Source organism: Bordetella sp. 15P40C-2, assembly GCF_009763235.1.
Taxonomy (GTDB): domain Bacteria; phylum Pseudomonadota; class Gammaproteobacteria; order Burkholderiales; family Burkholderiaceae_B; genus Bordetella_A.
In genome coordinates this window covers 90,441-115,360 of record NZ_WSJA01000003.1, presented here as the reverse complement: position 1 = coordinate 115,360, position 24,920 = coordinate 90,441, and the positions used below count along the sequence as shown (strand labels likewise).

At 60.0% G+C, this 24,920-nt stretch carries 20 protein-coding genes; 13 read left to right on the top strand and 7 right to left on the bottom strand.

What is annotated here, in order from left to right; translation table 11 throughout:
- The first annotated feature begins 127 nt into the window (after positions 1 to 127).
- Positions 128 to 1,153 carry a tripartite tricarboxylate transporter substrate binding protein gene (locus GOQ25_RS02650; protein WP_160348894.1) on the top strand — a complete coding sequence of 342 codons (1,026 nt, stop codon included), beginning with the start codon at positions 128 to 130 and terminating at the stop codon, positions 1,151 to 1,153.
- 75 nt (positions 1,154 to 1,228) lie between these two features.
- Here the strand turns inward: GOQ25_RS02650 and GOQ25_RS02645 are convergent, their stop codons facing one another.
- The 4 genes from GOQ25_RS02645 to GOQ25_RS02630 all read right to left on the bottom strand — a co-directional run bounded on the left by GOQ25_RS02645 (position 1,229) and on the right by GOQ25_RS02630 (position 5,693).
- The gene (locus tag GOQ25_RS02645; protein ID WP_160348893.1) at positions 1,229 to 2,776 is read right to left on the bottom strand and encodes a tripartite tricarboxylate transporter permease; all 1,548 of its coding nucleotides are present in this window, start codon (positions 2,774 to 2,776) and stop codon (positions 1,229 to 1,231) included.
- Positions 2,777 to 2,797: 21 nt separating this feature from the next.
- Positions 2,798 to 3,310, bottom strand: a complete 513-nt coding sequence (locus GOQ25_RS02640; RefSeq protein WP_160348892.1) for a tripartite tricarboxylate transporter TctB family protein — start codon at positions 3,308 to 3,310, stop codon at positions 2,798 to 2,800.
- Between the two features lie 14 nt (positions 3,311 to 3,324).
- Positions 3,325 to 4,344 carry a tripartite tricarboxylate transporter substrate binding protein gene (locus GOQ25_RS02635; protein ID WP_160348891.1) on the bottom strand — a complete coding sequence of 340 codons (1,020 nt, stop codon included), beginning with the start codon at positions 4,342 to 4,344 and terminating at the stop codon, positions 3,325 to 3,327.
- Between the two features lie 146 nt (positions 4,345 to 4,490).
- On the bottom strand, positions 4,491 to 5,693 hold the full coding sequence (locus tag GOQ25_RS02630; RefSeq protein ID WP_160348890.1) for an alanine--glyoxylate aminotransferase family protein: 1,203 nt from the start codon (positions 5,691 to 5,693) through the stop codon (positions 4,491 to 4,493).
- 188 nt (positions 5,694 to 5,881) lie between these two features.
- Here GOQ25_RS02630 and GOQ25_RS02625 point away from each other — a divergent pair, with 188 nt between their 5' ends.
- Positions 5,882 to 6,601: a GntR family transcriptional regulator gene (locus GOQ25_RS02625; protein ID WP_160348889.1), complete on the top strand. Its 720-nt coding sequence runs from the start codon at positions 5,882 to 5,884 to the stop codon at positions 6,599 to 6,601.
- Between the two features lie 66 nt (positions 6,602 to 6,667).
- Positions 6,668 to 9,706: an FAD-binding and (Fe-S)-binding domain-containing protein gene (locus GOQ25_RS02620; protein ID WP_160348888.1), complete on the top strand. Its 3,039-nt coding sequence runs from the start codon at positions 6,668 to 6,670 to the stop codon at positions 9,704 to 9,706.
- Between the two features lie 28 nt (positions 9,707 to 9,734).
- Here the strand turns inward: GOQ25_RS02620 and GOQ25_RS19465 are convergent, their stop codons facing one another.
- Positions 9,735 to 9,857: a putative transporter small subunit gene (locus GOQ25_RS19465; protein ID WP_236844461.1), complete on the bottom strand. Its 123-nt coding sequence runs from the start codon at positions 9,855 to 9,857 to the stop codon at positions 9,735 to 9,737.
- Positions 9,858 to 9,873: 16 nt separating this feature from the next.
- Positions 9,874 to 11,565 (bottom strand): sodium:solute symporter family protein, encoded by a 1,692-nt coding sequence (locus GOQ25_RS02615; protein ID WP_160349009.1) that lies wholly within the window; start codon positions 11,563 to 11,565, stop codon positions 9,874 to 9,876.
- Positions 11,566 to 12,097: 532 nt separating this feature from the next.
- Here GOQ25_RS02615 and GOQ25_RS02610 point away from each other — a divergent pair.
- On the top strand, positions 12,098 to 13,597 hold the full coding sequence (locus GOQ25_RS02610; protein ID WP_160348887.1) for a catalase: 1,500 nt from the start codon (positions 12,098 to 12,100) through the stop codon (positions 13,595 to 13,597).
- A gap of 101 nt (positions 13,598 to 13,698) precedes the next feature.
- On the opposite strand, the gene dbpA is transcribed toward GOQ25_RS02610, so the two are convergent.
- Positions 13,699 to 15,087 (bottom strand): ATP-dependent RNA helicase DbpA, encoded by a 1,389-nt coding sequence (dbpA, locus tag GOQ25_RS02605; protein WP_160348886.1) that lies wholly within the window; start codon positions 15,085 to 15,087, stop codon positions 13,699 to 13,701.
- A gap of 188 nt (positions 15,088 to 15,275) precedes the next feature.
- On the opposite strand from dbpA, the gene GOQ25_RS02600 reads away from it, so the two are divergent.
- From GOQ25_RS02600 to GOQ25_RS02560, 9 genes are all read left to right on the top strand, one after another.
- A complete protein-coding gene (locus tag GOQ25_RS02600) occupies positions 15,276 to 16,220 on the top strand; it encodes a glycosyltransferase family 9 protein (protein ID WP_160348885.1) in 945 nt (314 codons plus the stop codon).
- Between the two features lie 188 nt (positions 16,221 to 16,408).
- Positions 16,409 to 17,560, top strand: a complete 1,152-nt coding sequence (locus GOQ25_RS02595; RefSeq protein WP_160348884.1) for an FAD-binding oxidoreductase — start codon at positions 16,409 to 16,411, stop codon at positions 17,558 to 17,560.
- Positions 17,561 to 17,590: 30 nt separating this feature from the next.
- Positions 17,591 to 17,956, top strand: a complete 366-nt coding sequence (locus tag GOQ25_RS02590; RefSeq protein WP_160348883.1) for a RidA family protein — start codon at positions 17,591 to 17,593, stop codon at positions 17,954 to 17,956.
- 26 nt (positions 17,957 to 17,982) lie between these two features.
- Positions 17,983 to 19,437, top strand: coding sequence for a M81 family metallopeptidase (locus GOQ25_RS02585; RefSeq protein ID WP_160348882.1), 1,455 nt, complete (start codon positions 17,983 to 17,985; stop codon positions 19,435 to 19,437).
- A 35-nt stretch (positions 19,438 to 19,472) separates the two neighbouring features.
- Positions 19,473 to 21,053: an ABC transporter substrate-binding protein gene (locus tag GOQ25_RS02580; protein WP_160348881.1), complete on the top strand. Its 1,581-nt coding sequence runs from the start codon at positions 19,473 to 19,475 to the stop codon at positions 21,051 to 21,053.
- A gap of 41 nt (positions 21,054 to 21,094) precedes the next feature.
- Positions 21,095 to 22,030 (top strand): ABC transporter permease, encoded by a 936-nt coding sequence (locus GOQ25_RS02575; protein ID WP_160348880.1) that lies wholly within the window; start codon positions 21,095 to 21,097, stop codon positions 22,028 to 22,030.
- 5 nt (positions 22,031 to 22,035) lie between these two features.
- Positions 22,036 to 22,902 (top strand): ABC transporter permease, encoded by an 867-nt coding sequence (locus tag GOQ25_RS02570; protein ID WP_160348879.1) that lies wholly within the window; start codon positions 22,036 to 22,038, stop codon positions 22,900 to 22,902.
- Between the two features lie 13 nt (positions 22,903 to 22,915).
- Positions 22,916 to 23,893 carry an ABC transporter ATP-binding protein gene (locus GOQ25_RS02565; protein WP_160348878.1) on the top strand — a complete coding sequence of 326 codons (978 nt, stop codon included), beginning with the start codon at positions 22,916 to 22,918 and terminating at the stop codon, positions 23,891 to 23,893.
- Positions 23,894 to 23,926: 33 nt separating this feature from the next.
- Complete coding sequence (locus GOQ25_RS02560; RefSeq protein ID WP_160348877.1) at positions 23,927 to 24,916, top strand: ABC transporter ATP-binding protein; 990 nt, start codon at positions 23,927 to 23,929, stop codon at positions 24,914 to 24,916.
- Positions 24,917 to 24,920 lie beyond the last annotated feature (4 nt).

The following is a 24,920-nucleotide window of genomic DNA, read 5'->3' as shown; positions in this document are numbered from 1 at the left end:
GTGCGGAATGCCATAGTCATAATGATCTCATTATTTCTAAAAAATCTTCAGGCCCGGTCCGTGTTGCCACGTGCATGGGTGCTGTACGACTACGCAAGTTCGCATTCGTCAGATCGAGGAGAGAGGTATGAGACAGCAGGGCAAAGAGCAGAACCGCGGCCGACGCACGTGGATCAAACATATGCTGGCCGCGACGATGGCCTGTTCGCTGATGGCAGGGTTGCCGCTGTCGGTGAGTGCTGCTGGCAAGGCCGCCGCGTGGCCGACCAAGCCGATACGCATCGTCGTTCCATTCACACCGGGCGGCAGCAACGACCACATCGCGCGCCGTCTGGCGCAATCGTTATCCCAGTCCCTGGGTACCACGGTCGTGGTGGAAAACCGAGGCGGTGCGGCGGGCGTCGTGGGCTCGGCCATGGTGGCGAACTCGCCGCCGGACGGCTATACCTTCTTATTCGTGTCGGCGTCCTTGGCGACCAGCGCCGCCACGCAGAACCCGCCCTACGACACACTCAAGGCGTTTGACGCCGTAGCTCGCGTGGCGCAAGCGCCCTTTGTCATGCTGGTGCGCAAAGATTTTCCCGCGCAGACGCTCGGCGAATTTATCGAGTACGCAAAAGCGCATCCGGGACAGATCAACTACGGCACCACTGGCTCCGGCGACAGCGGCCACCTTCTGACCGAGCTGTTTAGCTCCCTGGTCGGGCTGAAGATGCAGCAAGTGGGCTACAAGGGGGTCAATCCCGCGCAAATGGATTTGCTGGCAGGGCGCTTGGATTTCATGATCACGACGTTAGCCTCGATCAATGGCACCCAAGCTGCCGAATTGCCCAAGCTGGCGTTCACCGGTACGGCGCGGGAGCCAGGCTTTCCCTCGGTGCCGACGGTGCGTGAGGTGACCCAGTTGGACTACGAGCCGCAAGTGTGGTGGGCCGTACTGGCACCGAGCGGCACGCCCGAGCCTGTCCTGGACAAGATGAATGCCGAGGTGACTCGTATCGTCGCCATGTCGGACTTTCAGACGTTCTTGGCGGGGTTAGGTGCCACGGCAGCGCCGTCGGATCGCGCGGCCATGAACGCTCAACTCAAGCATGACGTGGAAGTGTTCACCCAGACCGCTAAACGCAGCGGTATCAGCGTGGCGCAGAAGTAAATACGGGTAGGGTGCTGCTACACAGAGACCGCCCGCTTTCGTAAACGTAGTCGCGGGTCTCTTTAAGGGCGGTGATCACGATTGCCCGGTTTTTGTTTGAACGTGGCTGGCCGGATTGTCGGAGTCGCCAGCTGGCCTGCGCGAACGCGTCCAGAGCAGGCTGAAGATTGGCCATACCAGCATAATCAGCGCGGCGGTGGTGATAGTGCCCACCAAGGGATTGGACCAGAACACGTGCAAACCGGTGCCCGGCCCCAGCATGGATTGCCGAAATGCATCTTCCATCCGATCCCCCAGTACCAGCGCCAATATCATCGGTGCCAGCGGATAAGAGAGCTTTTTCAGTACGTAGCCGATCACGCCGAACAACAGCATGAACCACACATCCAGCATGGCGTTGTTGACCGAATAGGCGCCGATCGCGCAGACCACGATGATGATGGGCGCGACAATGGCGAATGGGATGCGCAGGATCGCGGCAAACAAGGGGACTGTGCTCAACACCAAAATCAGGCCCACGAAATTGCCCAGATACATACTGGCGATCAGGCCCCAGACAAAATCTTTTTGTTCAACAAACAGCAGCGGACCGGGCTGCAGGCCCCATATCATGAGTCCGCCGAGCAATACGGCCGCCGTCGCTGAGCCCGGGATGCCCAATGCGAGCATCGGCAACAGCGCAGAGGTTCCCGAGGCATGCGCGGCCGTTTCGGGTGCGATTACGCCCTCGATTTCGCCTTTGCCAAACTTGTCGCTGTTGCGGGAGAAGCGTTGCGCCAGGCCATAGCCCATGAACGATGCCGCCGTGGCGCCGCCGGGCGTGACACCCATCCAGCAACCCACGACCGTGCTGCGAATGAGCGTCATCCAATACTTCGGCATTTCTTTCCAGGTCTGCAGAACCACGCGCAGATTCATGCGGCCGCTCTTGCCTTCGAATTTGAGGCCTTCCTCCATGCTGACGAGGATTTCGCCAATGCCGAATAAGCCGATGACCACCACGAGAAAGTCCACGCCGCGTAGCAGTTCTGACCAGCCAAAGGTCATGCGTAGCTCGCCGCTTACCGTATCCATGCCGATGGCGGCCAGGCCAAAGCCCAGCATCATCGAGATAATCGTCTTGAATGGGGTTTTCTTGTCCGTGCCAACAAAGCTGCAAAACGTGAGCAAGAACACGGCGAAAAATTCTGGTGGTCCGAAGCGCAACGCAAATTTCGATACCAGCGGCGCCAGGAACGTGATCAGCAACACGCCGGATAACGCGCCAAAGAACGATCCCGTAAACGACGCGGTGAGCGCATTGCCCGCGCGGCCCTGCTGCGCCATCGGATAACCGTCGAATGTCGTGGCGACCGATGACGTTTCCCCTGGGATGTTAAACAGAATGGAGGTGATCGCGCCGGCAAACAACGAGCCCCAGTAAATACACGAGAGCATGATGATGGCCGAAGTGGGCGGCATGGTGAAGGTCAGCGGTAGCAGAATCGCCACGCCGTTGGGCCCACCCAGCCCGGGCAGCACGCCGATGATGACACCCAGTACCAGGCCTATCAGCATCATGCCCAGGTTGTACCAGCTCATCACGGTACCGAAACCCTGCATCAGCGAGTTCAGCTCATCCAATTGTGGTCTCCCTAATGCGGTTCAGTAGCCAAACAGGGCTTCGAGCGGGCCCTTGGGCAATGGCACCAAGAACTGCACCTCGAACATCCAGAACAGCAGCGCGCTCACGCCCACGCTGACCAGCGCCGTCTTTAACCACGGGCACTTACCCAGCAATCGCATAAAGCCCGCGATAAACACCGTGGAGGCGACATAGATTCCCACCATCTGAATGAGCACGATGTAAAGCGCGGTGGGGATCAGCACCATCAGTACGAGGCGGAATCGTGACCAGCTGACAAAGACCTCGGTATTGCGATCACGGCTGAACACCGATTTCAGAAAGACCGCCACGCTCGCGATGCAAATGATCAAGCCGATATGAAAGGGGAAATAGCCGGACTCCGGTCCGTCCGGGCCCCATGAGATACCGATATGCTGGTTATCCATCATCATCACCACGCCGATCAAGAAAAACACCACGGCGGTGATTGCATCGACGGCGCTATGTGTCAGTCCTCGCGGAGACGGGCTGTTCTGCGCTTGTTGATCCATCCTGTCTCCCCCGTTTATTTTTTGGCGGCAAGACCGGCTTCCTGCATCAGGGTTTTATGTTTGGCCTCGTCTTGCTCGAGAAACTTGACGAAGTCTTCCCCTGTGCGAAAGTCGGGTTTGAGCGCCTGTTTGGCCAGGTAGTCTTTCCATTCCTCGGTCTCGCTGATCTTCTTGATCAGGTCAGCGTAATAGGCGGCTTGCTCGGGGGTCGTGTCGGGCGGCAGGAAAAACGCGCGCAGCATTTGATACTGCACGTCGTAGCCGGCTTCCTTGCAGGTGGGGATGTCGGCCCAGGACTGGGTTTTGGTGACCTCGTCCTTGAAGGCCATGCGTTCGTCGGCGAACACGCATAGCGCATTGATCTGATCGGCACGCCACTGCGCGATGTTCTCGCTGGGATTGTTGACGTTCGAGTCCGTGTGCTTGCCTACGAGTTGGGTGGCCGCTTCGCCACCGCTTTTATAGGGCACATAGGTGAACTTCACATCGGCCGCTTTTTCCAGTGCGACGGTGATGATCTGGTCTTCCCGCTTGGCGCCCGTGCCGCCCATTTTGAATTTTCCCGGGGGAGCGGCCCTGACCGCTTCGATATATTCCTTCGGGGTTTTATAGGGTGCTTCAGCGTTGGTCCACAAGACGAACTCGTCTTGAGCAATCATGGCGACCGGATTCAGGTCGCGCCAGTTAAAGGGCAGATTGACCGCGAGTGGCAGGGTATAGATGGCGGAAAAGGCCACCATGAGTTTGTGCGGATTCTTGGCCGAGGCCTTGGTATCCATGATCCCTTCCGCACCGCTTGCGCCACCTTTGTTCAATACGACGGTGGACTGCTTCATGAGGTTGTGTTTGAGGATGATGCTTTGAATCGTGCGCGCCATCTGATCGGATGCGCCGCCCGCGCCAGCGGGAACGATGATTTCAACGGAGCGGGTGGGCTCCCACGCATGCGCGGGACTTATGCACAGTCCAGCCAGCAGGGAGGCCGAGGCCCCTATCCAAGCTTTGACAGACAGCGTGCGATTCAGGTGCTTCATCAGTGTCTCCTCCGGGTCATGCCACGGGTTATGTCGTGCTTGCGATACACCTTGTTATTGAGCGGTCCTGCGTGTCCGATTGCTGCGTGTGCTGCGTTCCTTCGTGAATACTCAGGGATTCTGGTTGTGCGTGAAATGTCGAATCGTCAGCGCGCCGAAGGCTGCGCCTGACTGGTTTCCGCGAGGTAATCGAGCGCCACCTGCAGCCCGCCAGGGCGATGCGGCACGCCTGCCTTCATCAAGCCCATTTCAACACCGGCCAGCGTGCCACATAGTGTCAGATCATTGAAGTCGCCCAAATGGCCAATGCGGAATATCTTGTCGGACAGCTTGCTCAGGCCCTGCCCCAGCGACATGTTGAAATGAGTGAGGATGGTCTTGCGTAATGCGTCGGCGCTATGGCCTTCGGGCATGACCACGGCCGTGAGCGCAGGGCTGTATTCCTCGGGTTTCAAGCACAGAATCTCCAGGCCCCACGCGCGCACGGCACGGCGAGTCGCCTCGGCATGCCGTTGATGACGGGCGAATACGTTGTCCAGGCCTTCGTCCAGTAGCATTCCTATGGCTTCATACAGGCCGTAAAGCAGGTTCGTAGCGGGTGTGTAGGGGAAGTAGCCGGAGGCATTAATGGCCAGCATTTCCTTCCAGTCCCAATACGAGCGCGGCAATTTGGCGCTGGCAGAGGCTTTCAAGGCCTTGGCACTGATCGCGTTGAATGCCAGGCCGGGTGGCAACATCAGACCCTTCTGCGAGCCCGCCACCGTGACATCAACGCCCCAAGCATCATGGCGGTATTGCACGGATCCCAGGGAAGAGATCGTATCGACCATCAGCAAGGCCGGATGGCCGGTGTCATCGAGCGCGCGGCGCACGGCCTGTACATCGCTGACCACGCCGGTCGCGGTTTCATTGTGCACGACGCAAACCGCCTTGATTTCGTGAGCGGTGTCGGCAGCCAGACGCTCGGCAATCTGGCGGGGATCGGCGCCATGGCGCCAATCGCCTTGCTGGAATTCCACTTGCAATCCGAGCCGGTCGGCAATGCGCTTCCACAGCGTGGCGAAATGACCCGTCTCCGCCATCAACACCTTATCGCCAGGCGACATCGTATTGACCAACGCGGCCTCCCATCCGCCGGTGCCAGAAGCTGGATAAATGATGACATCCGATTCGGTCTGGAAGATTTTTTTCATCCCCCCCAATACCGCTTTACCGAGTTCACCGAACTCCGGACCCCGGTGGTCGATCGTTGGATTGTCCATGGCCCGCAGGACGCGATCAGGCACATTGGTGGGACCGGGAATCTGCAAAAAATGACGACCGGACGGGTGCGAATGCAGACGCATCATAAGGCGCTCCAACGTAAATTTTTGGTATACAAGCTGCCAATGTTGTTGAAGAATACGCATCAAACGGTCACGCATGCAAGCATAAATTATGCGGCACCACAGCAATTTTCTCCGGCAAAACGCGGGGTTTTTCGGGGGGGTGCGGTGGAGCAGGCGAGATCGGCCGAAACCATAAATTTTGTATACCAATGAATTTGACACCGTTACTGCCCGAGGCAACATCACCCACCGGTTCGGTAGAAACCACCGATCGCCGCACCTTGCCCAGCACCATCGCGCAACAGCTGCGCGACATGATTACTGAAGGGGAATTACCCCCCGGGGCGCGGCTGAACGAGCGCAGCTTGTGCGACAAATTGGAGGTCTCACGCACGCCTTTGCGCGAAGCGTTTCGACTGTTGGCCGCCGAGGGCCTGGTCAATCTGCAGCCCAATCGGGGCGCGCAGGTGGTCGCGCTGTCGCCGCAGGATATTCGCGAAAGTTTCGAGGTTCTGGGCGGCCTGGAGGCCTTGTCTGGTGAATTGGCGTGTGAACACATTACCGACGAGGAAATCGCCGAGATCCGCGCATTGACCTTTGAGATGCAAGCCAGTCACGCGCGCCGCAATATGCCGGCGTACTTTCACGTCAACCGCGCGATTCATGACCGTATCAACGCGGCCGCGCGCAACCAGTTGCTCAGCAACGTCTACCAGAACATCAATCTGCGTGTGCAGAGCCTGCGATTTCGCTCGAATCTCAATGCGGAAAAGTGGGACAAGGCGATGTCGGAGCATCTGGAAATGGTCGATGCGCTAGCCGCGCGCGACGGCCTGCGGTTAGGACGTTTGATGCGCCAGCACTTGCGTCGCAAGGGCGAGGCGGTGTTGGAGGCGCTGGCGCTGGAAGCCCCGGCGCCTGCTGGATAAAGATCCGCCGATGCTTGACCCGCAGACGCCGTATGACATCGCTGTGTTGAACCGTTGAGGAGCCCTATGAGCGCATTCAGAGTTTCGCCCGCCCCGACCGATTTGAACGCTGAACACGCCGAGTTGGCGAGACGGTTGCGCCAGCACACGCAGGGCGAAGTGCGCTTCAACCGGGCAGACCGGGGGCGATATAGCACCGATGCATCGATCTATCAGATGGAACCCGTGGGGGTGTTGATCCCGCGCAGCGTCGATGATGTCGCCGTCGCGTTGCAACACTGCCGCGAGCTGCACATCCCGGTGCTCGCGCGTGGCGCGGGGACTTCGCAATGCGGCCAAACCGTGGGCGCCGCGCTGGTCATCGACAACAGCAAATATCTGAACCGGGTGCTGGATTTTGATCTCGCGGCCATGACGGTCACGGTGGAACCGGGTATTGTGCTGGACCATCTCAATGCGTGGCTCAAGCCGCATGGCGTGTGGTTCCCCGTGGATGTCAGCACCTCGGCGCAATGCACTTTAGGCGGGATGGCAGGCAATAACTCCTGTGGTTCGCGCTCGATTGCGTACGGCAACATGGTTCACAACGTATCGAGCATCGAGGCGCTGCTGCTAGATGGCACGCAAGCCGTGTTCTGCGAAGAGCGCCGGATGCAGAATGCGCCCGAGCGGGTACGCACGTTGATGCAGACGCTGCGTGACATCGCCACACGCGAACGGGAAGAAATCGAACGGCGGGTGCCGCGTGTGTTGCGCCGCGTGGGTGGCTATAACGTCGATATCTATCACCCACAAAGTCCACGCCCCTACAGTCCGGACGGTGACATCAACCTCGCGCACATGCTGGTGGGCAGCGAGGGCACGCTGGCTTATACGCGTAGCATCACCCTCAAACTCTCTCCCCTGCCAGTGGCCAAGGCGCTGGGCGTGGTTAACTTTCCAACCTTTTATCAAGCGATGGATATGACGCGCCATATCGTGGCGCTGGGGCCTTGTGCCGTCGAGCTGGTGGATCGCACGATGATCGATCTGGCGCGCGGCAATCCGGCTTTCCGACCCGTGATCGAAAAAGCGCTGACCGGCGAGCCCGAAGCCATTCTGCTGGTGGAGTTCGCCGGCGAGTCGCATGCCGAGCAGGTGGCGAATCTGGGTCGGTTGGTCGAGCTCATGGCCGACCTCGGATTGCCGGGCAGCGTGATAGAGATGCCCGATGCCGCCGCGCAAAAGGCGTTGTGGGATGTGCGTAAAGCCGGGCTCAATATCATGATGAGCATGCGCGGCGACGGCAAGCCGGTGTCATTCATTGAGGACTGCGCGGTGCCTCTTGAGCATCTGGCCGACTACACAAGTCAGTTAACCGAGGTGTTTGCCAAGTATGGCACCAGGGGCACTTGGTACGCGCATGCTTCGGTCGGAACGCTGCACGTGCGGCCGATCTTGGATATGCGCCGCGATGGCGCAGCCAAGATGCGCGCGATCGCCGAAGAGGCGGGAGATTTGGTGCGGCGTTATAAGGGCGCCTTCTCCGGCGAGCATGGCGATGGCCTGGTCCGCAGCGAATGGGTCGCGTGGCAATTTGGCCCGCGCCTGATGCGTGCCTTCGAAGCGATCAAGGACGCGTTCGATCCTGACCGGTTGATGAACCCGGGTAAGATCGTGCGCAGCACCAGGATGGATGACCGATCCTTGTTCCGGTTTAAACCGGACTATCGCGTGATCGCTCTGCAGCCCGCGCTGGATTGGTCGGGATGGGACGTGCATGCCGATCCCGCCATGGAAACGGTGACGCCAGCCGGCACGGGCGGTGATCCGGCACGCGGATTTGGTAAAGCCGTGGAGATGTGCAACAACAACGGGCATTGCCGTAAGTTCGATGCCGGCACCATGTGTCCTAGCTATCGTGTCACGCGCGACGAACAGCATCTAACCCGAGGTCGGGCCAACACGCTGCGGTTGGCCTTGTCGGGACAGCTAGGACCCGATGCGTTGGTCAGCGACGCGCTGCGCGAGACCATGGATTTGTGTGTCAGTTGCAAAGGTTGCAAGCGCGACTGCCCGACCGGCGTGGATATGGCGAAGATGAAGATCGAGTTCCTTAGCCACTGGCGCCAACAGCGCGGCGTGCGCATCAAGGACAGGCTGATTGCAACGCTGCCCCGGTGGGCCCCCTGGGCGGCGCGTTTGCCCTGGTTGTTTAATCTGCGCGACCGTGTGCCGGGTGCGGCGCAGATTTCGGAGCGTTGGTTCGGCCTGTCGGCAAAGCGCAACCTTCCAGCATGGCGCTCTGACGTGTTTACGCGCACAGCCTCATCGGTCCCTGCGGAGCAAGCAGATGTGGTGCTGTTTGCTGATACCTTTAACAACTATCTGGAGCCGGATAACGCGCGTGCCGCATTGGCGGTGTTGCAAGCCGCGGGCTATCGCGTGGCGATCGCGCGGCCGGCCGCAACAGATGCCCAGCCCCAGCGGCCGCTGTGCTGCGGTCGCACCTATTTGTCGGCCGGGATGGTGGACGAGGCGCGAGCGGAGGCGCTGCGCGTCGTTCAAGCCATGCGCCCTTACGTTGAGCGCGGCATCCCCGTGATCGGGCTGGAGCCATCTTGCCTGCTGTCGTTGCGCGACGAGTTTCTCGTGATGGGCCTGGGTGACGAGGCGCAGGCCTTGTCCACGCAGGCGCTGCTATTCGAGGAATTCCTGGCTCGTGAGCATCAGGCCGGGAGGTTAACTCTGGCGCTTCAGGCATTGCCGCAAAAGCGCGCGCTGTTGCACGGCCATTGTCATCAGAAAGCGTTTGATGCGGTCAAGCCCGTGCAGCGCATTCTTGGGCTGATTCCCGACTTGAAGGTGGAGCTGATCGAGTCCAGCTGCTGCGGCATGGCGGGCAGCTTTGGTTACGAGGCCTCGCATTACGAGACCTCGATGCAAATGGCGGAGCTGTCGCTGCTGCCCGCGATGAGGCAGGCAGATACCGATACCTTGCTGATCGCGGATGGAACCAGCTGCCGCCATCAAATCGCGCACGGTTTGCATACGCAGGGCGGGCGGCAAGCCGAGCATGTCGCCTGCGTACTGCACAGAGCCTTGCCAGCGGCAAGCGCCGTGTGAGCGGCCGTTGGCGCAAGCGTAGTCGTTGTCAGATCATCGACTCGCCGGTTTCTTTGGCGCGCTTTACATCGCGGCATAAGGCCACGATGAGAATAGCCAGAATCGCCGCCGAGATGACGGGCCAAACAAGGATATAAAGCGTCAGTAGCATGTTGGACTCCTTTCGATCAGGCGCGGGCCGGGGCAGGGTTGCCGGACAGCGTGCTAGGGTTGGGCAGGGCTTCTTTCTCTTGTTGAAACGACGTGACGCGCTGCGACAACTGGCTGAAATCAAAACGCTCGCGGCTCCGTAGACTCAATGCCACGCACACAATGGTGCTTACGCCATACGCTGTGAGCGATCCGGTCAACACGGTGTAGTCGCGCAGAAAACCGATGCACAAGGGCATCAACACCACCGCCGCGATCACGCCAATCACCAGCGCGGGACGACGGCCGAAGAAACCAAACGTCATCAGACCCAGCACCACACCGCCGCCCAGGGCCGCGCAGACCTCAAAGAACACCGCGACAGCGCCTTCGATGGGCAGCAATTCAAAGCGTACAACCGTAAACAGAGCCACAGCCGAGGTCACCGACCACACGAATGCGCGGTTATCGACACGGTCCCAGAAAAAGCTGGCAATGACCGGGAACACGATGGCGCCCCACAAGGCACCCACAAACACCAGCATCACAAGGATGTCCAAACGCATGCTGGCGAAAATCACGCCCGCCATGGTGGCGGCGACCATTGTGGCCCGGCCCCACCACAGCATGCGGCGCGGATCGGGCTTGCCCTTGGCAAGATTGCGCGCGTAGACGTCGGTCATGACAATGGCCGAGAGCGCCGCGAGATCGGAGTCGGCCGTCGACGACAGCGAGCCCACCACCAGAATAAAGAACAACGCAATGCCCACCGGCGGCAGATAGGTCGAAGCCATTTGCGGGATGATGTTATTCAAGTCGCCGTCTACCGGTTGCAGGCCGACGAATAGTGCCAGCAATCCCAGCATGCCCAAGCCGATCACCACCGCGCCATAGCCGATCGTGGCCGTCAGAAAGGTAGGCTTGATCAGGTCTTCCCGCACGGCGAACAGACGCTGCGCGATCGTTTGGTTGCCAATGGCATACGCCAATACCGCGACGAAATACGGTGCGCCTTGTTCGAGAATCGCCGTAGTGGAATAGAGGTCCGCTTGTTCGGGCGATAGCCGCCACATGTTGGTATCCAACAGATCGGGTCCGCCTGCATTAAAGAAGATCAGCGGGATGATGATCACCGCCGACAAGATCATCGCCAGCAATTGCGCAAAGTCGGTCATGACCGACGCGCGAAAGCCCGACCAAAATGAGTAGGACAAGACGCCCAGACCCGCGATCAGCACACCTTGCGTAAAGCTCAAGGGGCTCAAGATCGACACCAGTGCACCCGCCGCGGTGAAGTTCACCATCAGACTGATACAGCTGCCAATGATGTTCGATATTGCCATGATCATCTGGCTTGACGTGCCGTGGCGCGCTTGCAGGATCTCCGCCAAGGTGTGCGCCTTGGGCGCCAGTTGACGAAAGCGTTTGCCAAAAGGGTAGATGAACAGAATCATCAACGCGCCCCAGAATCCATAATGGATGGGGCCCGACAGCCCGTACTTAAAGCCAGATGTCGCGCTAGCGTAAAAGGAAGCCGCCCAGATCCAGGTGGCGATCATGCTGGCGGCGGCAAGGCCAAAGCCGACAGCGTTGTTCGAAGTCATGTAGCCGTCCACATTTTCATTGCGCTTGCCAATGAACAAAGACATCAAAAATGTGGCGCCGTAAAACCCGACCAATAACATGATGGCCGTTGTGCCCGATAGCTGAAAAAGCTGTGCTTCCTGCATGGGGATGTTTTTCTCCTCTTGTCGTAGCGCACCCGAAAGCGCGCGACCGCCCAAGCCATTTCCGCACTGTGCGATGGGTGGCGACAACCCACTGGCGTGCTGAAACACCGTACGCGCGATCGACGCGCGCACGTTATCCTGCGTGGCTGGTGCCGGGTGTCGGCTAGCCATGCAGCGTTGAACGCACACAAAGGTGCAGCGCTACCGCGGGCCGTGTTCGTGGGCGACGGCGCCCAGTCGGATCCCGAGATCGGAAGCAATGAACCGGCTTGTTTAGCCGGCATGGTGTTACGCGGCCAAACCCGCTGGCCCGAGATTGTGTTTCAGCAAAATTGCCGGGCCGCTGTGCGCAGCCTAGTGATGGATGACCATAAGGCTGTGACCGGCCATCCGTAAAGGGCTAGGAGTATAAAGGTTTGCATGCAAACTGTCTATGCCCGCTACACATTGATTCATCAAGTAACCTGTGTGCAGTATATTGAGGCAGCAGGGGGCATCCAAGCCGCCTGCGTTTAGACCTCAGGAGGTGCATATGAATGATTCGAAAAACAAAGCAGCCGTGGGTTCGACGACGGGAGCCGGCGCTCCCGCACCGAGCGATCGTAATTCGCTGACCATCGGACCGAATGGCCCTATCGTTTTGCACGATGTGCATTTCCTGGAGCAGATGGCGCACTTCAATCGCGAGAAAGTGCCAGAGCGTCAACCGCATGCCAAGGGCTCAGGTGCTTTCGGTGTGTTTGAAACGACCGAAGACGTCTCCGCCTACACCAAGGCGGCGCTGTTTCAGAAAGGCTGTCAAACCGAAATGCTCGCGCGTTTTTCGACGGTGGCGGGCGAGGCGGGCAGTCCCGACACGTGGCGCGATGTGCGCGGGTTTTCGCTGAAGTTCTATACGACCGAAGGCAACTACGATCTTGTGGGTAACAACACGCCGGTATTCTTCGTGCGTGACCCGATGAAGTTTCCCCATTTCATTCGCAGCCAGAAACGCCTGCCGGATTCCGGTTTGCGCGACAACCATATGCAGTGGGACTTCTGGACGCTCAATCCCGAGACCGCGCACCAGGTGACGTATTTGATGGGTGAACGTGGGCTGCCGCGTACCTGGCGCCATATGAACGGCTATGGCTCCCACACCTATATGTGGGTCAATGCCGCGGGCGAACGTTTCTGGGTGAAGTATCACTTCCATTCGCAGCAGGGCACGAAGAACTTCACCAACGCCGAAGCGATGGAGATGGCCGGTCGCGATGCTGACTACCATCGTCGTGATCTGTTTGACGCCATCGCGCGCGGCGAGCATCCGGTGTGGACGATGTTCGTGCAAGTCATGCCGTATGCGGATGCCAAGACGTATCGCTTCAATCCTTTCGACCTGACCAAGGTCTGGTCTCATAAGGACTACCCGTTGATCAAGGTCGGCACGATGACCTTGAATCGCAATCCGGAGAACTTCTTCGCGCAGATCGAGCAGGCCGCGTTCTCGCCGGGCAATACGGTGCCGGGTATCGGCCTGTCGCCCGACAAGATGCTGCTGGGTCGCGCGTTTGCCTACAACGACGCGCAACGCAATCGTATCGGCACCAACTTCCATCAGCTGCCGGTGAATAAGCCCAAGTGCCCGGTGCAGTCCTATATGTTCGATGGCCAGATGGCTTACGAACACAGTGGTAATCAGCCGGTTTACGCGCCCAACTCGCAAGGGCGTACCTGGTCGGACACGACCGGCAAGATGGAAGACGGTTGGGAGGCCGATGGCGACATGGTGCGCAGTGCCTACACGCTGCATGCCGAGGACGATGACTTCAGTCAGCCAGGCGCGCTCGTGCGCGAAGTGTTCGATGATGCCGCTCGCGCGCAGCTGGTCGAAACCGTCGCGGGTGCGTTGTTAGGCGGCGTGCGCAGCCCGGTGCTTGAGCGTGCGTTCGACTACTGGAAACAGATCGACCCCGATGTGGGCCGGCGCATCGAGGAAAAAGTCCGTGCGGGCCAAGCGCCGGAACCAGCCTCGGGCATGAGCGAAGCCTGATCGTGAACGCGTCGGCCTGACGGCGCGGTAATGCGATAAGAAATCGGCGAGCCAGGCGTGATGCCTCGCTCGCCGTTTATGTTTTACCGTCTATGCCGCGATCAAAACTCTTCCAGGTAGCGCATGCGAAAGCGACGCCCCTTGATGTTGCTGTTCGATATGCGCGCAAACGCCTGTTTGGCGATCTGGCGATCGATAGCCACATAGGCGCTGAATTCGTGGATATTGATCTTGCCCACTTGTTCGAAGGTCAAGCCGCCATCGCCGGTCAGCGCGCCCAACAGATCGCCGGGACGTAGTTTGTCCTTCTTACCACCTTGGATGCATAGCGTCACCATCGGCGCACGCAATGGTCGGTCCGCCTTCGGACGTAGCGCCTTGATATCCGCCCACTTCAGCGGGCTGCCCTGATATTGTTCGATCAAGTTCGCCCAGCGCATTTCCTCGGGCGAACACAGGCTTAGTGCCAGGCCCTTTTGATCGCCCCGACCGCTGCGGCCAATGCGGTGGATGTGCACTTCCGTATCCTTGGTCACATCCACATTGATGACTGCGCTTAGATTCTGGATGTCCAAGCCGCGTGCCGCCACATCGGTGGCCACCAGCACGGCGCAACTCTGGTTGGCGAACTGGATCAGGATCTCATCGCGTTCGCGTTGCTCCAGATCGCCATTCAGTGCCAGGGCACTGATGCCTTCGGCCTGCAAGCGTTCCACCAGATCGTGGCTACGGATCTTGGTATTGCAAAACGCCAGCGTGGAGGCCGGCCGGAAATGCGCGAGCAGCGTGGCCACGGCGTCCAGCCTTTGGCTGTTATCGATCTCGTAAAAGATCTGTTCGATGCGGCTCGCGTCATGTTGCGCCTCGACCTTGACTTCGGCCGGGTTACGCAAAAAGCGCGCGCTCAGCTTGCGAATATTGTCGGGATAAGTCGCCGAGAACAGCAGGGTCTGGCGTTTGCCTGGGCATTGGGAGGCAATGGCCACGATATCGTCGTAGAACCCCATGTCGACCATGCGGTCTGCCTCGTCCAGGACCAAGGTGCTCAGTTGGGACAAATCGAGACTGCCCCGCGCCAGGTGGTCCTGGATGCGGCCCGGCGTGCCCACAATCAGGTGCGCACCACGGGCAAGCGATTCGGCTTGGGGTCTGGCAGCCGCGCCGCCGCAGAGCGTCAGGACTTTGACGTTGGGAATCAGGCGGGCCAGCCGGCGCAGTTCCTGCGCCACCTGGTCGGCCAATTCCCGCGTGGGGCAAAGCAGCAGCGCCTGCGGGACCAGGCGCGCGACATCCAGTTTTTGCAGCAGGCCCAACCCAAAAGCGGCGGTCTTGCCACTGCCTGTTTTGGCCTGGGCGATGAGATCGCGGCCTTCGAGAATGAGCGGCAGGCTCTGCGCCTGGATTGGCGTCATGTGGTCAAAGCCCAGGCTTTGCAGGTTTTCTAACAAAGCGGGTAGCAAAGGCAGGGCGGAAAAAGGGGATTGAGTCACGACGGAACCGAAATAAAAGCCAAGTAACTCACAGTGTATGCGTTTGTACGACGCCGCTGGGATCATTCGGGCCATTCACGCAGCTGGCAACATATTTCACGCTTGCTTATGCCTCTGATACCAGGGCGTCACGCCGTTTCTATACAATCCCGTCCTCACTCCCGCGAGGGAGGGCTTTGTGGCCGTATATGCAAGAGATCGCAGTTTATATTCGCAGCCGATGCAAGTTCGGCGATCAGGTGGTTTCCTACGCCACGCTGTCCCAACTAAAGCATTGGTGGCCACAGGCACGCTTGCGGGTCGTGGCGCAGCATGCGGTGTCGCATTACTACTGCTCATTACCCTGGGTGGATGAGTTCGTGCAGGCAGAAACGCTGGTCGAGGCGGTACGCGCCATGCCGACTCGCGCGGATCTGGCGGTGAGCCTGCACCACACCAGCGAGCGCTACGCGCTCGTGAATCTGCTGCGACGGCCAAAGCTGCGGCTAGGGTTTCGTAATCGCCGTTTGCTCGATTGTTGCTGGACCCACGCGCACGACAAAGACATTAACGAGTACATCGCGCTGGCCAACTTGTTATTGTTGAATACGTACCGGCCCGTCGCGCCCGAGGAGGCTTCACGTCGGTGTTTCGAACAGATCGCGGCGCAGGCGGTGCCGCAGCCTGCCCCCGCCGATATCGTGATGATTCCCGGTGGTGGCGATGGGGAGTTCAAGCGTTGGGGCGTCGCGAATTTCTTGGCGCTGGCCGATTCGCTGAAAAGCCGTCTTGGCGGCGATGCGCGATTCAGCTTCGTGCTGGGGCCGGCCGAGGCGGCCGAAGTTGGGGCGCTCCAGGCCCTGCGCCGGCCGGACTTCGAACTGATCGTCGGCCGCTCGATTCCCGAGTTGGCCAGCTTGATGCTGAATGCGCGGCTGGTGGTGGCCAACGACTGCGGGCCTTCCCATATCGGCCAAGGCGTGTGCGTGCCATATGTGGGCGTGTTCAACGAAGCGAATCCTGAATGGTTCTGGGCCCGGCCTTACTCGGCCGCGGTCTATCCGGAGAACGGCGTCGTCGACATCCAGCGCGTGAGTCCCGCGCGCGTGGCGGATGCCTGCCTGCGGGTACTCTCCAGCGTCCGTCCTTACTGATTCTCGCGCCGGCGCAATGCCGGCGCCGTCGCCTTTTGCCTGGCCGTGTATGCCAGGTCGGGAAACCACCATCACGGGTAAACCCTCAGCTCTACGACCTTGACCATTTGCTGCATTGCGGCGAATATTCCCGTTTTCGAGAATTCTCATATCCGAAAATAAATTCGGTGTGCAAAGGATGATGCGGCATGACGGGCGGGAAGGTATACGACTATCTGATCATTGGCGCGGGAATGGCTGGCGCCTCGCTGGCCTACCGGCTGCGGGACCGCGGGTCGATCATGGTGGTCGAGATGGAAAGCCAGGCCGGTTATCACACGTCCGGGCGCTCGGCTGCGATGTTCATGGAAACCTATGGTACGCCGACGATACGCGCCCTGACTCGGGCTAGCCGGGCGTTTTTCGAAGCGCCGCCGGCGGGCTTTAGCGAACATGCTCTGCTGGCCGATCGCGGCGTGGTCTATATCGCGCATGAAGGGCAGGAGAGCTTGCTCGCCGAGACTCTCGAACAACTGCAGGCTACGGGCGCGACGGTACGCTTGCTGAGCGCCGACGAAGTGGTCGAACGCGTGCCTTGCGTACGTCGCGAGGGCCTGATCGGTGCGATCGAGGAGCCCGACGCCATGGATATCGATGTGCATGCGCTATTGCAGGGTTTCCTTCGCGGCGCGAAGCAGTCGGGTGTGGAATTCACCTATAGCGCGGCCGTCGAGCGGGCAGAGCGCGAGGGTGAATTGTGGCACGTGACGCTCTCCAATGGCGCGAAAGTGGCCGCGCGTAGTGTGGTGGATGCGGCAGGCGCGTGGGGCGAGCGTGTCGCCGCATTGTTTGGGGCCGCGCCGCTGGGCTTGCAGCCCAAGCGTCGCAGTGCATTCACTTTCAAGCTCGATGCGAACGATGGCCAATGGACCGATACCGATCACTGGCCCGCCGTCGTGGGCGTAGACGAGTCTTTCTACTTCAAACCGGATGCTGGGCAGTTCCTGGGTTCGCCCGCGAACGCCGACCCGGTTGAACCGCACGATGTCGTGGCCGAAGAGCTCGATATCGCAATCGGTATCGACCGCATTTGCACCGCGACAACGTTGACGATCCGCCGCCCGAAGCACACCTGGGCAGGACTGCGTTCGTTTCTGCCCGATGGCGATTTCGCCATCGGCTGGGACCCGCAAGTGAGCGGATTTTTCTGGCTGGTGGGACAGGGCGGCTACGGTATCCAGTCCGCGCCCGGCGCTTCGCTGCTGGCCGCCAACCTCGTCCTGGGCGAGCCGCTGGACCCGTCTTTGCAGGCCGAAGACATTGACGCGGCGCTCGTATCGCCAGCACGTTATCACGCTTGAATCCCAACACCTAAACAGCGAGTCACTGATATGAGCATTGAACGTTACGAGTCTCCCTTGGGCCTGCCTTTCTCGCGCATGATCCGCGCCGGCGGTTTTGTGTTCTTTTCGGGCCAGATCCCGATGGACAGCAATGGCCAGGTGGTGCGCGGCGATATCAAGACGCAAACGGCTGCCGTCATGGAACGCCTGCGCGACAGTCTTGCCGAGGTCGGTCTGGGCTTTGAGGATGTAATCAAGGCCACCGTGTGGCTATCGGATCTGGCGATGTTCGCCGAGTTCAATGAGGTTTATCGCACGTATTTCACGGCAGGTCTGCCAGTGCGTTCGACGGTTGAAGCCAAGCTCGCGATGGGCGTGGATCTGGAAATCGAAATCCAGGCGTTGGATCGTTAACGCCACTGACGTCCAGGAGACAGGCAATGCGCATCTTCACCGCATCGTTGGCCACCGAGACCAACACCTTTTCGCCCATCCCCACGGGTATCGATTCGTTCAGGTCGCGCGGCTACTACCGCGCCGGCGAACATCCCGACACCATGCAGCAGTTCGCCGGACCGCTGTGGGCGGCGCGCCAGCGTGCCAAGGTGCACGGATGGACGGTTATCGAAGGCACCGTGGCAGGTGCCATGCCGGCGGGTCTGACTACGCGTCACGCATACGAAACGCTGCGCGATGAGATTCTGCAGGATCTGCGCAATGCCGGTCAGGTCGATATGGTGGTGCTGGGATTGCATGGCGCGATGGTCGCGGACGGCTACGACGATTGCGAAGGCGATCTGATTTCGCGCGTGCGCGAGATCGTGGGCCCTGATGTCGTGATCGGCGCCGAATTGGATCCGCATTGCCATATGACGCCGCTGATGTATGACACGGCCGACGTGCTGGTGTGCTTTAAGGAGTACCCCCACACCGACATTCTCGAGCGAGCCTATGATCTGGTGGACCTGTGCGCGGCCAAGGTGCGCGGCGAGGTCAAGCCCACGCTTTCGGTGTTCGACTGCGAGATGATTTCCATCATGCATACCAGCCGCGAGCCGATGCGCAGCTTCGTCGATCGGTTGCTGGCGATGGAAAAAGAGCCTGGCATTCTGTCGATTTCTATCGCGCACGGTTTCCCCTGGGGCGATGTGCCCGGGATGGGATCTAAGGTCCTCGTCTACACCGATGGCGATGCGGCGCGCGCGCAGCAATTGTCTGAAAGCCTGGGTAAAGAGATCATTGCGTTTCGTGATTCCTTGCAGCCCGCGTACCCCTCGACGGCCGAAGCCCTGAAGATCATCCAGGACAATCAGCGCTACCCCGCCTTGCTGGCCGATTCCGCCGACAACGCGGGCGGCGGCGCGGGTAGCGATTCGACCTATGTGCTGGCCGAGTTCCTCGAAAAAGGCGTGCGTGACGCCGCGATTGCTCCGATCTGGGACCCGGTGGCGGTGGGTCTGTGCATGAACGCAGGCGTGGGCGCCACGTTGCAGTTGCGCATCGGCGGCAAGGTGTCGGCGGCCTCAGGTAATCCCGTCGATGCCCGCTGTGTCGTCAAGGCGCTCAAACGCGATGCCTATATGACCGGGCTGTCGAACACGCCATCGCTGATCGGCGATGTGGCAGTAGTCGAGACCGAGGGCATTACGCTGGTGCTGAACACCGTGCGCAATCAGGCAATCGGGCGCGACCTCTTCACGCAATTTGGCATCGATCTTTCGCAATTCAAAATCATCGTGGTGAAGTCCTCGCAGCATTTTTATGCGGAGTACTCCAAGGTCGCGGCACAGGTGATCTATCTGAAGACGCCGGGCTCGGTGTCGTCGGACCTCAATGCGCTGCCGTATCAAAAAATCGTTTACCCCAAGTGGCCACTGATAACGCCGGCCGTGTAAACGCAGCAGAACTCGATAAACACAGGAGAGCAGTTATGACGAAGACATTCGCAGGCTTGAGAACGCTGGCTGCGACGCTGACCGCGGCTGGCGTATTGCTGGCCAGCGGTAGCGCATGGGCCACGACGACGGTGCGCATGGCGCCCAACGGCGATCTGAAGACGCTGGATCCGTCGTTCAACACGGTCTATATCACGCGTAACCATGGCTACATGGTGTTCGACACCTTGTTCGCTCAGGACAGCAAGGGCGAGATCCGCCCGCAGATGGTCGATACCTGGACCAAATCCGACGACGGCAAAAAGTGGTCGTTCACATTGCGCGACGGCCTGCAGTTCAATGACGGTGCACCGGTGACCGCGGCGGACTGCGTTGCATCTATCGAGCGCTGGGCCAAGAAAGATACGCTGGGCCGTCTGATGATAAAGGCCGGCGCAAAGCTCAATGTGGTCAACGACAAGACGTTCGAGCTCACCCTGGACAACGATTTCGGTCTGGTATTGGCGGCCTTGTCCAAACCTTCGGGCATGCCGCTGTTCATCATGCCTAAGCGCTTGGCCGACACCGACCCCAACGTGCCGATCACCGAAATGGTGGGCTCGGGCCCGTTCCTCTTCAAGAAAGACGAATGGGTGCCTGGCAACAAGGTCGTCTACGTCAAGAACCCCAACTACAAGCCGCGCGCCGAGCCTGCCGATGGCCTGGCCGGGGGCAAGGTCGCGAAAGTGGACCGGGTGGAGTGGGTCTACATTCCCGACGCCAACACCGCCGCCGCGGCGTTGCAAAACGGCGAGATCGATATGATCGAAAGCGTGACGCCGGACTTCCTGCCCGTGCTGGAAGGCAATTCGGAGGTCAACCTGATCCCGTCGCTGGCCTCGCAAGGCATGGTCGTGCCGAACTTCCTGCACCCGCCGTTCGACAATGCCAAAGCCCGTCAGGCGATGTATCACGTGATCGATCAGGCGGCATTCGTGTCGGCAGTCGGTTATGGCGGCAAGTATCGCACCGAGTACTGCGGTTCGATGTACACCTGCAGCTCGCCTTTCGCGACTGATGCGGGTGCCGCGCCTTATAAGAAGCCGGATTTCGAAAAGGCCAAGCAACTGCTCAAGGAAGCCGGCTACAAGAACGAAAAGGTCGTGATCCTGTATCCGACAGATAACGTGAACGGCCCGGCCAACCTCGTGCTTGCCCAGGCGCTGCAAAAGGCCGGCTTTAACGTGGATCTGCAGGCCATGGACTGGGCGTCCGTCGCCGCGCGTCGTTTGAAGAAAGACGCGCCCGATAACGGCGGATGGAACATCTTCCTCACGCATGGCGGTTACTTCGATGCCAGCACGCCGGTGACCAATCCGTGGCTGTCGGCGCCTTGCGGCAACGGCTTGCCCGGCTGGCCCTGCGATGAAGAACTCGACAAGCTGCGCGCGCAATGGATTGCCGAAGGCGACCCCGCCAAGAGCAAGGAACTCGCCGCCAAGATCCAGGAACGCGCCTACGAATCGGTGCCTTATGTGATGTGGGGCGAATTCAAGCCCGTGATCGCCACGCGCGGCCTGAAAAACACCGACTTGATGAAGGTCGGTATCCCCGTGATGTGGAACGTCGAGAAGTAGTGTGAGGCCGCCCGGCGGGACCTTGCCCAAGGAGTGTTGAATTGCCGTACTTAATACGAAGACTGGTCGCCACTATCCCCGTGATGGTGATCGTCGCGGTGTTTGTCTTCTTTCTTGCCCACATGTCGCCGGGTGATCCGGCGGCCGTGCTGGCAGGGGATAACGCCACCGTGGAAGACGTGGAGAAAATCCGCGCCGCCATGGGGCTGGACAAACCGCTGGTCGAGCAATTCCTGCACTGGGGCGGCAACGTTCTGCGGGGCGATCTCGGGGTATCGACATCGACAAAGATGCCGGTGCTGACCTTGATTCATCAGCGCATGGGACCGACCTTGTCGATTGCGCTGTTTACGATCCTCCTGGCGGTGTTCCTCGCGTTGCCGCTGGGGGTGATCGCCGCGTGGAAAGCCGGGTCGCTGACGGACCGATTGATCATGCTGGGGTCGGTCGTGGCCTTTTCCATCCCGGTATTCTTGATCGGCTATGGCTTGGCCTATGTGTTTTCCGTCAAGCTGGGCGTGCTGCCCGTGCAGGGTTATAAGCCCATGTCGGACGGGCTGGCTACGTATGCGCGCCATCTGGTTCTGCCCTGTGTGTCGCTGGGTCTGGTCTATATGGCGTTGCTCACGCGTATGACCCGCGCCACCATGCTGGAAGCGCTGGGCGAGGATTACATCCGCACCGCGCGCGCCAAGGGGCTGGATTCGCGTCTCATCATCTGGCATGCGTTGAAGAACGCCGCCAATCCGATTGTCACGACCATCGGTGTCGGTATCGCCATGTTGATCGGCGGAGTGGTGGTGACGGAGACCGTCTTCGCGATCCCGGGTCTGGGACGGTTGACGGTGGATGCCGTGTTGCGTCACGACTACCCGGTTATTCAGGGGGTCTTGCTGATCTCTTCGGCTGTCTATGTGCTCATCAACCTGTTGGTCGATCTGAGCTATCGCATCTTTGATCCCAGAATGGACCGCTGATCGTCATGCAAGTGCTTGCTCCCAATCCTATCAGCAGCCGCAAACGCATCGCGTTCGCGCTGCGTCAACAACCCACGATGTATTTCGGCATCGCGGTCCTGGTCGCATTGGCCTTGATGGCGATTTTCGCGCCGTGGATCGCGCCCTACAGTCCCACGGACATCAATCCGTTAGCCCGGATGAAGCCGCCATCGGCCGCCCATATTTTTGGCACCGATGCGTTGGGCCGCGACATTTTCTCGCGTGTTGTCTGGGGCGCGCGCGTGTCCCTGGTGGTCGGCATCGCGGTCGCCTTGCTCAGTGTCTTGTTGGGCGTGGTGATCGGTATGCTGGCCGGCTATTTCTCCAAGCTGGACATGATCATCATGCGGATCATGGATGGCTTGATGGCGATACCGAACATCCTGCTGGCTATCGCGTTGATGGCGGTATTCAAAGGCGGTTTGCTCACGGTGATCGCGGCCATCATCATCCCGGAAGTGCCACGGGTCGTGCGGCTGGTGCGCGCGCTCGTCATGTCGATTCGCAATCAGCCCTATGTGGAGGCCGCGCATGCGCTGGGTACGCGCACGCACAAGATCCTGGTCATGCATATCCTGCCGAACCTGTTTGCGCCGTTGATGGTGCAGGCGACCTTCATCGCCGCTTCGGCCATCATCACCGAGGCCGTGTTGAGCTTTCTGGGTGTGGGCATTCCGCCGCAGACGCCGAGCTGGGGCAACATCATGGCCGACGGACGCAATTTCCTGTCGATTGCCTTTCACATCATTCTGTTCCCAGGCCTGTTCCTGGCGATGACGGTGCTGGCGGTCAATATGCTGGGTGACGGGTTGCGCGACATGCTGGACCCCAAACTGGCCAAGAAGATTTAAGGCGGGCGACGTGATGAGCAATCAAGACATTCTGCGCGTTGAGAATCTCAGCGTGCATTTCGAGGGGCTCGAACGCACGGTCGTGGCCGTCAACAACCTGTCGTTCCATGTGCGCAGCGGCGAGACGCTGGGCATCGTGGGCGAGTCAGGCTGCGGCAAGAGCGTGACCTCGCTGGCGATCATGCGTCTGCTGGCGAAATCGGCCAAGATACATAGCGGCGCGATTCATTTCGAGGATCAGAACCTGTTGGCGCTGTCCGAGCGGCAAATGCGTGCCGTGCGTGGCAATCAGCTGTCGATGATTTTCCAGGAGCCGATGACGTCCTTGAACCCGGTATTCACGGTCGGCCGGCAGATCGCGGAGTCGATCGTACGGCATCAGGGCAAGACCTATAAACAAGCCCTGGTGGACGCGCAGGGACTGTTGGAACTGGTGCAGGTCTCCGACCCGAAAAAGCGCTTGTCGAACTATCCCTTCGAGTTGTCGGGCGGCATGCGGCAGCGGGTCATGATTGCCATCGCGCTGGCCTGCCGGCCCCGCCTGTTGATCGCCGACGAACCCACCACGGCGCTGGATGTGACGATCCAGGCGCAGATTTTGCAGATCCTCAAGGACATTCAGGCGCAGCTCGGTACCGCCATCGTGCTCATCACGCACGACCTGGGTGTGGTGGCCGAGGCATGCGACCGTGTCATGGTGATGTATGCCGGCTCCAAGGTCGAAGAAGGCTCGGTGTCCGACGTGTTGTACCGGTCCAAGCATCCGTACACCCAGGCACTGATCCGGTCGCTGCCAGCCTTTGCCGATGCGGATGCCAGCCAGACCCGGTTGGCGGAGTTGCCGGGCATCGTGCCAACGATCACGCCCCAGGCGCGCGGCTGTGCGTTTGCGTCGCGCTGTTCGCATGCGATCGACGCTTGCCAGACGACGCCGCCCATCGCTTTGCAAGACGGTGGTATCCATACCTACTGGTGCAGGGTAGCGGCTTAGTCGCATCGACGAAATCTATAGCGAGTAGCGAATATGGCTAACGAAATTCCGCGCACTGCACATGCCGGCGACGTCCAGATGGAAGTCATCGGACTGAGCAAGCGTTTCACGGTCAAGAGCGGTGGCAAGAACGCCGTGCTCAATGCGGTCAACGATGTGTCGTTCACCGTCAAAAAGGGCGAGACCTTCAGTATTGTCGGGGAGTCCGGCTGCGGTAAGTCGACGCTTGGTCGATGCATTGCGCGCCTGCTCGAACCGTCGGACGGCCGGGTGATGTTCGAGGGGCAAGACATCGGCAAACTCGCCCACGGAGAGTTGCGCGAACTGCGCAAGAAGATCCAGTTCATCTTTCAGGATCCGTATTCCTCGATGAACCCGCGCATGCGAGTGCGATCGGTATTGGCCGAGCCCTTGCACAACTTTAACGTGCCGTCCGCCAAGGTCGCCGCGCGTCTGGATGAGTTATTGCGTCTGGTCAGCCTGAAACCGGAATCGTTGGATAAGTATCCGCACCAGTTCTCAGGCGGCCAACGTCAGCGACTGGTGATCGCGCGCGCCCTGGCGCTGGAGCCCGAATTCATCGTCTGTGACGAACCCGTATCGGCGCTGGACGTGTCGGTGCAGGCGCAGGTCATCAATCTGCTGGTGGATCTGCAGGAATCCCTGCACCTGACTTATCTGTTTATCTCGCACGATCTGAGCGTGGTGCGTCATCTGAGTCATTCGGTGGCCGTGATGTATCTGGGGCGCGTGGTGGAAACCGGCACGCGGGACGAGATATTCAATACCCCGCGGCATCCCTATACGCGCGCGCTCATGGCGGCGGTGCCGCGCTTTTCCGAGGCCAGCCAGGGTGAGGCAAAGTCGCTGCGACTGACGGGCGAAATCCCCAGCCCCTTGTCGCCGCCTTCGGGTTGCGCTTTCCGTACACGTTGTCCCAACGCACAGCCTTTATGCGCCGAGCGTTTGCCAGAGGCCAAGCGATTCAGCGATAGCCACGTGGTGGCCTGTCATTTTGCCTAATTCA

Coding starts and splice junctions, on each gene's coding strand:
- GOQ25_RS02635 (WP_160348891.1), bottom strand. CDS start 4,344: ATGAAGCACCTGAATCGCACGCTGTCTGTCAAAGCTTGGATAGGGGCC.
- GOQ25_RS02585 (WP_160348882.1), top strand. CDS start 17,983: ATGCGCATCTTCACCGCATCGTTGGCCACCGAGACCAACACCTTTTCG.
- GOQ25_RS19465 (WP_236844461.1), bottom strand. CDS start 9,857: ATGCTACTGACGCTTTATATCCTTGTTTGGCCCGTCATCTCGGCGGCG.
- GOQ25_RS02615 (WP_160349009.1), bottom strand. CDS start 11,565: ATGCAGGAAGCACAGCTTTTTCAGCTATCGGGCACAACGGCCATCATG.
- GOQ25_RS02595 (WP_160348884.1), top strand. CDS start 16,409: ATGACGGGCGGGAAGGTATACGACTATCTGATCATTGGCGCGGGAATG.
- GOQ25_RS02565 (WP_160348878.1), top strand. CDS start 22,916: ATGAGCAATCAAGACATTCTGCGCGTTGAGAATCTCAGCGTGCATTTC.
- GOQ25_RS02580 (WP_160348881.1), top strand. CDS start 19,473: ATGACGAAGACATTCGCAGGCTTGAGAACGCTGGCTGCGACGCTGACC.
- GOQ25_RS02600 (WP_160348885.1), top strand. CDS start 15,276: ATGCAAGAGATCGCAGTTTATATTCGCAGCCGATGCAAGTTCGGCGAT.
- GOQ25_RS02620 (WP_160348888.1), top strand. CDS start 6,668: ATGAGCGCATTCAGAGTTTCGCCCGCCCCGACCGATTTGAACGCTGAA.
- GOQ25_RS02625 (WP_160348889.1), top strand. CDS start 5,882: ATGAATTTGACACCGTTACTGCCCGAGGCAACATCACCCACCGGTTCG.
- GOQ25_RS02640 (WP_160348892.1), bottom strand. CDS start 3,310: ATGGATCAACAAGCGCAGAACAGCCCGTCTCCGCGAGGACTGACACAT.
- GOQ25_RS02560 (WP_160348877.1), top strand. CDS start 23,927: ATGGCTAACGAAATTCCGCGCACTGCACATGCCGGCGACGTCCAGATG.
- GOQ25_RS02650 (WP_160348894.1), top strand. CDS start 128: ATGAGACAGCAGGGCAAAGAGCAGAACCGCGGCCGACGCACGTGGATC.
- GOQ25_RS02630 (WP_160348890.1), bottom strand. CDS start 5,693: ATGATGCGTCTGCATTCGCACCCGTCCGGTCGTCATTTTTTGCAGATT.
- GOQ25_RS02610 (WP_160348887.1), top strand. CDS start 12,098: ATGAATGATTCGAAAAACAAAGCAGCCGTGGGTTCGACGACGGGAGCC.
- GOQ25_RS02570 (WP_160348879.1), top strand. CDS start 22,036: ATGCAAGTGCTTGCTCCCAATCCTATCAGCAGCCGCAAACGCATCGCG.
- GOQ25_RS02590 (WP_160348883.1), top strand. CDS start 17,591: ATGAGCATTGAACGTTACGAGTCTCCCTTGGGCCTGCCTTTCTCGCGC.